We start from the raw sequence: 8,864 nt of genomic DNA, 5'->3' as shown, positions 1-8,864 counted from the left end.
AATGCTCGAGATCCCGCTGCCAATCCTCTTCCATCGCCAGCCTCCATCAAAGCTGGCTCCCTATGAATCACGCATTTCCCCTGCAGGGAATCCCGAAAATCACAATTCTGCCAAAGTAGTGCTAGGCTGCGTTGACAAAGTGGATTCCCAAGCGGGCTAAGTTCTGATTCAAGGCTACTCTTTGCGGGAGTGGCGATGGCTCGGGGGTGATCTGACGGACGGGGAATGGGATGTGATAGCGGGGCTTCTGCCATCGGAGCGAGGCCGCAAATCGCGGCCTGCTCATGACAACCGGCGCTTCCTCAACGGTATGCTGCATGTGTTGCGGGTCGGCTGCCCGTGGCGCGACATGCATAAGCGATACGGCCTATGGAACTCGGTCTACGTGCGGTTCCGGCGCTGGGCCGACCAAGGCGTGTGGGATGCGATTCTGGCAACGCTGGTCGAACTGGGACTGACGGATGACTGGCAGCACATGATCGACAGCACCATAGTTCGCGGCCATGTATCGGCAGTGGGCGGAAAAGGGGGGCTTTTGCGCAGGCTTTTGGTCGATCACGCGGCGGCTTTACGTGCAAGGTCCACGCCCGCCGTGACAATCAGGGACGCCCTCTCGGCTTCGTCCTGACTGGCGGGGAAGCCTCCGATTATGGAGCCGTCGATGCTCTGATGGCGATCCCAGTCACCAAGCCCAAGGCCCTGCTCGCCGACAAGGGTTATGATGGTGACGCCGTTCGCGAGAACCTGCTGATACAGGGCATCCTGCCGATCATCCCGCCCAAGCCCGACCGCCGCGAGACCTTCCTCATCCAGACCAGCCGGGGCGCGACGCTGACGGTGCGCCGGCGCGGCGCTGCCGCCTGCACGGTGACGCTCGGCGCGATCGCCCCGGTCGGCGGCTATGCCGACATCGGCGACCAGACGTGCCGCCCCGCATCCTCCATCCTCGCAGCCGAAAGCCAGCCCATGAAGAAGACTTCCGCTTCCATTAACCTCCTGTTCGGGGGCGCCTTCATCCTCACGGGGGTACTCGGTGCGGGGCCTGCGCGCGCGGGGATCGCGCTCAACAAAGTGATCGTCGATATCGCCCCCGGCACCCCTCCGTGCGACGACATCGAAGTGGCCAACGACGGTCAGGAGCGGCAATACGTGGTGGCCGGACCGGCGGTGATCCAGACACCGGGAACGCCGGGGGAAAAGCGCGTGGACTCGCCCGATCCCACCGTCACCGGCCTGCCGGTCACGCCGCAGAAGCTGGTGCTGGAGCCGGGCGAGCGCAAGAGCGTGCGCGTGGCGCTGATCGCTCCGCGCGGCCTCGATGAGCGCGTCTTCCGGCTGGCGATCCGCCCGGTCGCAGGCACGGTGGAGGCGGAGCAGACCGCATTGAAGGTGTTCGTCGGCTACGACGTGCTCATCATCGCGCAGCCCATGGCGATCACCGGCAACGTCACCGCGACCCGCTCCGCGCAAGGGGTCGTCTTCCACAACGGTGCGAACGCCAGCGTGGAGATGTCCGAAGGCGGCCAGTGCGATGCGCATGGGCGCGACTGCCGCGACCTGCCGGTGACGCGGCTCTACGCCGGGGCGGACTGGACGGTGCCGGTGACCCGCGACACGCCGGTGGAGTACCGCATCCAGCAGGACAAGCTGTCGACCACACAGCGGTTCTGAGAAGGTATCCTCCCGCCCGTCTTGTCCGCGCCGCCGATCGCGGGCATGGGCTGCGGCATGAACCGGTTTCCTTCCCGCTTCCGCCGTCTTGACGGTATCCTTGCCGATCTGGCGGTGGACGATCCCCTGTTGCTGACCGAACTGGACGGCTACCTCACCGGCATCGCCGCCGGTCCGCAGGCGATCGCCCCGGACGAATGGCTGCCGCCGATCTGGGGCGGCGCCTATGGTGAGCCCGCGCCGTTCGAGGAACCGAGCGACGTGCCGCTGTTCACCGACATGGTGATCGCCCGATACGAGGAAATCCTGCGCGACCTGCGCCGGGGCAAGCCGCAGCCGATCTTCGACATCGACGAGCGCAACGGCGAAGTGCTGTGGGAGGAATGGACCGGGGGGGTCGCCATGGCGATGGCGCTGCGCCCCGCCGAATGGGATGCGCTGGCCGAGGCGCAGGAGATCGATGCCGGCGCGGCCTTGCGCGACATGCTCACCCTCATGGCCGTGGCGCGGGACGAAAGCGGCCTCGATGCCGGGGAGATCAACGCACTGTGCGACGCGGCGGTAAGGACGATCCCGGAACTGATCGCCCGGATACACGCTTTCAAGGCGGCGCAGGCCGGGGCGCCTATGCAGCCGCCGCGTCCGATCAAGATCGGCCGCAACGATCCGTGCCCCTGCGGCTCGGGCAAGAAGCACAAGCGCTGCTGCGGCTGATCCGCTCTTGAGGCATTCCCGGATGGCCTTATGGTCGGGCGCCCCATTACAGGAGCACCGACCATGCGCATCGCCGTCTACGGCACCCGCAGCTACGACCGCCGGTTCCTGACCGCAGCCAACGCCGCGCACGGGTTCGAACTCTCGTTCCTCGACGCCCCGCTCTCGCCCGCGACCGCCTTGCTGGCGCAGGGGCACGAAGCGGCCTGCGTCTTCGTCAACGACGTCGCCGACCGCGCCGCGCTGGAAGTGCTGGCCGAGGGCGGGGTGCAGCTGCTGGCGCTGCGCTGCGCGGGGTACAACAACGTCGATCTTGCGGCGGCCGAGGCGCTGGGCATCGCGGTGGTGCGGGTGCCCGCCTATTCGCCGCACGCGGTGTCGGAATTCACCATCGGCCTGCTGCTGGCGCTGGACCGCCGCATCCATCGCGCCTGGTCGCGGGTGCGGGAGAACAACTTCGCGCTCGACGGGCTGGTCGGGCGCAACCTCCACGGGCGCGTTGCCGGGGTGGTGGGCACCGGCCAGATCGGCGCGCTGGTGGCCCGCGCGCTGCGGGCGGGCTTCGGGTGCGAGGTGCTCGCCAGCGATCCGGTGGTGGACGCAGGCCTTGAGGCGATCGGCGTGCGCTACGTCGAGCGCGAGGTGCTGCTGCGTGAGGCGGAGATCGTCACGCTGCATTGTCCGCTGACGCCCGGCACGCGCCACCTGATCGACGCCCGCGTGCTGGCAGCGGCGCGGCCGGGGCTGGTCATCGTCAACACCAGCCGGGGCGCGCTGATCGACACCGCGGCGCTGATCGAGGCGCTCAAGCAGCGCCGCATCGGCGGCGTCGCGCTGGACGTCTACGAGCAGGAGGCGGGCGTGTTCTTCGACGACCTGTCGAGCGAGATCGTCGAGGACGACGTGCTGCAGCGCCTGCTGACCTTCCCCAACGTGCTGATGACCGGGCACCAGGCATTTCTCACCGAGGAGGCGCTCACCGCGATCGGCGAGACCACGCTGCGCAGCGTCGCCGATTTCGCGGCCGGGCGCTCCTTGCCGAACCGCATCACCCCGGAGCAGGTCCGCCCGGCCTGATCGCCGTGCGTGCGTGGCAGGGCGCGGCACGACGCTGTGGTCAGCACCGACAGGGGCGGCTATGGCCGCCTGCGTAATCCAGAACATCGGCGTGCCTGATTCATGAGCCTGCAAATCCTCCTGGTCGAAGACGACCGGCAACTGCAACGCCAGATCGTCCGGCAGATGGCCGAATTCGGGCACGAGGTGGAAGCGGTGGGCGATGCCGCCGCGGCGCTGGTGCTGGTCAGTCGGCAGGCGTTCGACGTGCTGGTGCTCGACTGGATGCTGCCGGGCATGGACGGCATCGCGGTGCTGCGCGAACTGCGCGGACGGGGCATGGACATGCCGGTGCTGATGCTGACCGCGCTGGGTCATACGCTCGACAAGGTCGAGGGGCTTGAGGCGGGCGCCGACGACTACGTGGTCAAGCCGGTCGATCCGCTGGAACTGAACGCGCGGCTGCAGGCGCTGCTGCGCGCGCGCAAGGCTACTGGCAAGGCGGCGGACACGATCGCCGCCGGGGACATCGTCGTCAGCCCCTCGCGCATGGCGGCGTGGCGGGCGGGGCAGCCACTGGGCCTGTCGCACACCGAGTTCAAGCTGCTGCTCGAACTGGCGCGCGATGCGGGCACGGTGCTGACGCGGCCGATGCTGATCGAGCGGGTCTGGGGCCGCGATTTCGTGACGACGACCAATATCGTCGATGCCCATATTCGCCAGTTGCGCCTCAAGCTGGGGCAGCACGGGGATGATCCGATCGGCACCGTGCGCGGCATCGGCTACGTTCTGCAGGCATGAAGGTGCGGGCGGCATGAGGTTCGTCCCCCGCTCGCTGCGCGGGCTGACGATCGCCTTCCTTGCGCTGTTCTTTCTGGTGACGACCTCGGCAGGGCTGGGGACGTTCTTCGCTACCCGATCCACGATCAACGCGCTGGTGGATCGCCGCGTGGAGTTCGAAAGCCACGAGATCGCCCCACTCGAAGGGGAAGTCGGGCGCGAGGAACTGCATCGGCGGATCGACGACCTGACCGGGCGGCGCGATACGGCCGACCTCGGCATCCTGCTGACCGACCGGCAGGGCCGCATGATCGCGGGAAATACCCGTTTCACGCGCAAGCTGCCGCTGGGCTTTTCCAGCCTCGACGATGCCGACAGCATCGAGGGGCTCAGCGCCGGACGGGCCTTCGTGCGCGAGATTCCGGGCGGCATGCGCCTGGCCGTGTTCGCCGAGACCGAGCCGATCGACGATTATCGCTCGGCGCGCCAGCTGATCTACATCCTCGGCTTCGGGGCGATCGTGGTGGTGGTGCTGACCGGGCTGCTGCTGTTCCGGGGCCTCGTCGGCCGCCGTATCGACGAGATGCGACGCACCGCCGAATCCATCATCGACGGCGACCTTGCCACCCGCGTCCCGGTGGCGGGCGATGGGGGCGAGTTCGACCAGCAGGCGGCGGCGTTCAACCGCATGCTCGACCGCATCGGCGTGCTCATGGCCGAGATTCGTAACGTCACCAACGACATCTCGCACGAGATGCGCACGCCGCTCGCCCGGCTGCGTAATGCGCTGGCCCTGCTGGAGCGGCACGAGGACGCCGGGCTGCTCCGCGCGGAGCTGGAGACGGCGCGCGAACAGGCGGATACCCTGCTGGGCATGTTCGCCGCGATGCTGCGGATCGCCGAGATCGAAAGCGGCTCGCGCCGCGCAGGCTTCGCGCCGATCGAACCGGACGTGCTGGTGGACGAAGTCGTCGAGATCGTGCGGCCGCTGGCGCAGGAGCGCGGGCAGGCAATCGTGATCGAGCGCCGCGATACGGTGCGGCTGGTGGGCGATCGGCAGCTGTTGTCGCAGCTGCTGGTCAACCTGATGGAGAACGCGGCCATGCACACGCCGCCCGGCACGACGATCCGCGTCGCGGTGGAGCGGCAGGCGCGCGCGGTCATGCTGATGGTGGCCGATGACGGGCCGGGCATCGCCGCTGACCAGCGCAAGCTGGTGATGCGCCGCTTTGGACGCCTCGATCGCGGCGAGGGCTATGGGCTGGGGCTGCCGCTCGCCGATGCCATCGCGCGGCTCCACGGCGGTACGCTGGTCCTGGAGGATGCCGCACCGGGGCTGCGCATCCGCGTCACGCTACCGGTCTAGAAGCCGCCCATCAGATACCTTGCATCGTCATTGCGAGCGAAGCGAAGCAATCCAGAGCCGCACTACACCGCCCTGGATTGCTTCGCTTCGCTCGCAATGACGAAGATGATTGGTTGGGGGCGCACCATAAAAAGATCGGCGCGACGCGGGGGAGCGTCACGCCGATCCAGTTTCGATCTGCGGGTGACCTGGAGCGCCTTTCCCATCGTGAAGGAAAGGCGCTCTCCCGCGTGATCGTTCGTCCCCGGAGCCGAAGCTTCCGGGAAGCTCGTCAGAACGCGATGCTCGCGTCGAGGCCGAAGGTGCGCGGCGCGTTGAAGTTGCCGTAATCGCCCAGGATGTTGTTGATCGAGCCGGTGCTCACGTCGGTGGTCGGCGCGCCCGGCAGGCTGTTCGACGGGTCGCGGCGGAACACATACTGTTCGTTGAACAGGTTGCGCGCCCACACGCCCAGCGTCAGCTTCTGGTTGCCCACGCCGATGTCCGCCAGCGAGATACGTCCGTTGAAGATCAGCGAGGCATCGTTCTTGGTGGCGAACTGGTCGAAGGCCTGGGTCGCCTGCGAGTAGTTGCCGTCGAAGTGGAACTTCAGCTTGGTGTCGTTGCGGCCGATCGGCAGCACGTAATCGATCGAGCCGCTCGCCGCGTTACGCGGGGTGAACACGATGTAGAACTGCTGGTCGACCGTGGTGCTGGCGCCGTTGGTGCCGGTGTAGGTGATCGGTACAAGCGGGATGTGCGTGTAGGTGTAGGCGTAGGATGCGTTCAGCGTCAGACCATCGATCGGCTCCAGCGTCAGGTCCGCCTCGATGCCGCGGATCTTGGTGGTGCCGGGGGCATTGATGGAGACGAGGTTGTTGTAGTTGGAGCCGTTGAACGACTGGATCGAGCTGATGTCGACCTGGCTGTTCTTGCGGTCCATGATGTAGCCCGCCAGGTTGAAGCGCGCGCGGTGATCCCAGAAGTCGCTCTTCAGGCCGATTTCGTAGGACTTCACGTCTTCCGGATTGAACGCCTGGTAGTTCGCGGTGCGCGAGGATGCACCGCCCGCGCGGTAGCCGGTCGCGTACTTCGCGTAGACGTGCAGGTCGTCCGACACGTCATAGGCGAGGGTCGCCATCGGGTTGAAGCGGTTCCACGTCTTGTCGAGCGGGCTGTAGCCGGCCGCGTCCGCCTTGCCGGTCTCAACGTCGTAGTTGACGTTGCGCGAGTAGTGCAGGACGCCCTTCTTCTCGTCATGCGTGTAGCGGCCGCCGACGGTCAGGTGGAGCTGCTCGGTCGCGTTGTAGGTCAGCTGGCCGTAAGCGGCGTAGCTCTTCGACCACACTTCCGAGGCGCGGTCGATCGAGCGGCAGCCGACATCGGAGCCGTATCCGCTGGAACCGGTGCAGCTGTCGAGGATCGTGTAGACCGGCTGGCCCGCGCCGTTGAGGTACACGCCGTTCGAGTTCGGCGTCGCCGCGTCGTCGCTGACGTGCTCGTTGAAGTAGAACAGGCCTGCGACGTAGTCGATCTTGCCCACGGTGCCGACCGCCTGCAGTTCCTGGCTGAACTGGCGCTGGCGCAAGTCGGCAAGGCTGTAGCGGCTGAACGCGCAGGGTGCGGTCTGGGTGCAGGCGGCGGTCAGGTTGACCACCGGCACGCGGTGCGCGCCGCCCGAGTTGTCCCACTGCGTGGCGTCGACGCCGCGCCATGCGGTGATCGCGCGCAGTTCGATCTCGGGCGAGACGGCCCACTTGAGCGCGTTGGTGAAGCCGTGGGTCTTGTCGACGCTGGGCTGCTGCGGCACGCCGATGTCGGCGGTCTTCATGCGGGTCTTGCCGTTGACGACGACGCCGGGAAGCAGCGGCTTAACCGTGCCGGTGAGGTTGGTGTACTGGGTTCCGGGCAGGGTGCACGCCGCGCTGGCGGCCTGGGTGCCGGCGACGCAGCCGTTGGGGTTGTAGTTCAGCAGCTGGCTGTAGAACGGCGTGTTGGCATCGCGCGCGACGTCGTACGAGAAGTCGTCGGTGATGCCGTCGATCGGCTGCCAGCGCACGGCGACGCGGCCGCCCTTGCGGTGGTACTGGTTGAAGCCGGCCTGGCCTTCGAGCGGGTTCTTGGTGGTCGGGTCCTGATGCTGCAGCACGCCATCCAGCTTGACCGAGAAGCCGGCCATTTCCGGCAGGTCGACGTGGAGGCTGCCGTTGTAGGCGCCGTAGTTGCCGACGCCGCCGTCGATCCGTCCGCCGAATTCACCGGTGGGGGCCTTCGAGACGATGCTGAGCGCGCCGCCTTCGGTGTTGCGGCCGAACAGGGTGCCCTGCGGACCCTTGAGAACTTCGACGCGCTCGACGTCGAACAGCGCGGCGTTGAGGCCGTGCTGGCGGCCCATGTAGACGCCGTCCACATAGATGCCGACGCCCTGCTCGCGCGCGGGCTGGTTGGCGTCGAGCGGGACGATGCCGCGAATGCCGATCGTCAGCGCGCTCTGGCGGGCTTCGAAGGTCGCGACGCGCAGCGAGGGAACGCCGCCGTCGGCAAGGTCGTAAAGGCTCTGGACGTGGCGGTCCTTGAGCGCGGCCTGGTTGACGACCGCGATGGCGATCGGGGTTTCCTGAAGATTGGTCTCGCGCTTGGTCGCGGTGACGACGATGTCGCCGAGGCCCGAATCTGCGGCGGCATCGGCTGCAGCGGTGTCCGCTGCGGGCGCTTCGGCGTAGGCATTCGATGCGGCCAGACCGGCGAACATCGTACCGGCGAGCAGAGTCGCGCGGCCAATCTTGGTTATCATGATGAAAATCCACCCTTTTTTGGCAGGATGCGTCTGCCTCGGGCCGGCAATATGGCTGCAACACGACAGTTATATTGAGGTTTGAAGACACCTGTGTCTCGCCACCTTCATTTTCATCTCATCTTCACAGCAAGATGCTGAATTTAAAAATTATTTATACCTGAAGAGGGCGTCAAAAAATTGCGGCGGATGATCATTTCGCTCTCGTTTTAATGCGGATCATGCCGGAGTCCTAATCTGGCGAGCACAGCAAGCCGGGTGAGCGGCCCCGCCAGCCTCGGCACGGCGACCGGCAGGCGCAGTACCGCCGCGGCGCCCGGCACTTGCGCATTGCCGCCGGTCGAGACATGGAGCATCTCCGGATCGTCCGCGCCGAAGTCTAGCACTACTTTGGCAGAAGTTTGAAATGCGTGACTGATAGGCTCCCACCGCAATGAGGGCATTGGTCTGGCGGAGGTCTTGATATTCGGTCAATGATGGCCTGTCGGATGGCGGGCATGCTCG

Annotated in this window: 6 protein-coding genes and 1 pseudogene; 5 read left to right on the top strand and 2 right to left on the bottom strand. The window is 66.7% G+C overall.

Annotated features, from left to right (window positions below; all coding sequences use genetic code 11):
* Positions 1–181: 181 nt before the first annotated feature.
* The 5 genes and pseudogenes from V2S85_RS27350 to V2S85_RS26370 all read left to right on the top strand — a co-directional run.
* Positions 182–798, top strand: a pseudogene (locus V2S85_RS27350) (IS5 family transposase); the annotation flags it as partial.
* Positions 799–1,728: 930 nt separating this feature from the next.
* A complete protein-coding gene (locus tag V2S85_RS26385) occupies positions 1,729–2,385 on the top strand; it encodes a UPF0149 family protein (protein ID WP_330705761.1) in 657 nt (218 codons plus the stop codon).
* 63 nt (positions 2,386–2,448) lie between these two features.
* Positions 2,449–3,462: a 2-hydroxyacid dehydrogenase gene (locus V2S85_RS26380; protein ID WP_330705760.1), complete on the top strand. Its 1,014-nt coding sequence runs from the start codon at positions 2,449–2,451 to the stop codon at positions 3,460–3,462.
* Between the two features lie 102 nt (positions 3,463–3,564).
* Complete coding sequence (locus tag V2S85_RS26375; RefSeq protein WP_330705759.1) at positions 3,565–4,242, top strand: response regulator transcription factor; 678 nt, start codon at positions 3,565–3,567, stop codon at positions 4,240–4,242.
* A 13-nt stretch (positions 4,243–4,255) separates the two neighbouring features.
* Entirely contained in the window at positions 4,256–5,587 is a 1,332-nt protein-coding gene (locus V2S85_RS26370; RefSeq protein WP_330705758.1) for a HAMP domain-containing sensor histidine kinase, read from the top strand.
* A 271-nt stretch (positions 5,588–5,858) separates the two neighbouring features.
* Here V2S85_RS26370 and V2S85_RS26365 read toward each other — a convergent pair whose 3' ends face one another.
* The gene (locus V2S85_RS26365; protein ID WP_330705757.1) at positions 5,859–8,360 is read right to left on the bottom strand and encodes a TonB-dependent receptor; all 2,502 of its coding nucleotides are present in this window, start codon (positions 8,358–8,360) and stop codon (positions 5,859–5,861) included.
* Positions 8,361–8,569: 209 nt separating this feature from the next.
* Positions 8,570–8,746: a hypothetical protein gene (locus V2S85_RS26360; RefSeq protein WP_330705756.1), complete on the bottom strand. Its 177-nt coding sequence runs from the start codon at positions 8,744–8,746 to the stop codon at positions 8,570–8,572.
* Positions 8,747–8,864: the final 118 nt, after the last annotated feature.

This window comes from Novosphingobium resinovorum, from assembly GCF_036352595.1.
Taxonomy (GTDB): domain Bacteria; phylum Pseudomonadota; class Alphaproteobacteria; order Sphingomonadales; family Sphingomonadaceae; genus Novosphingobium; species Novosphingobium resinovorum_B.
Note: the sequence above shows the minus strand (reverse complement) of the source record. Positions and strands in the feature narration are given on the sequence as shown.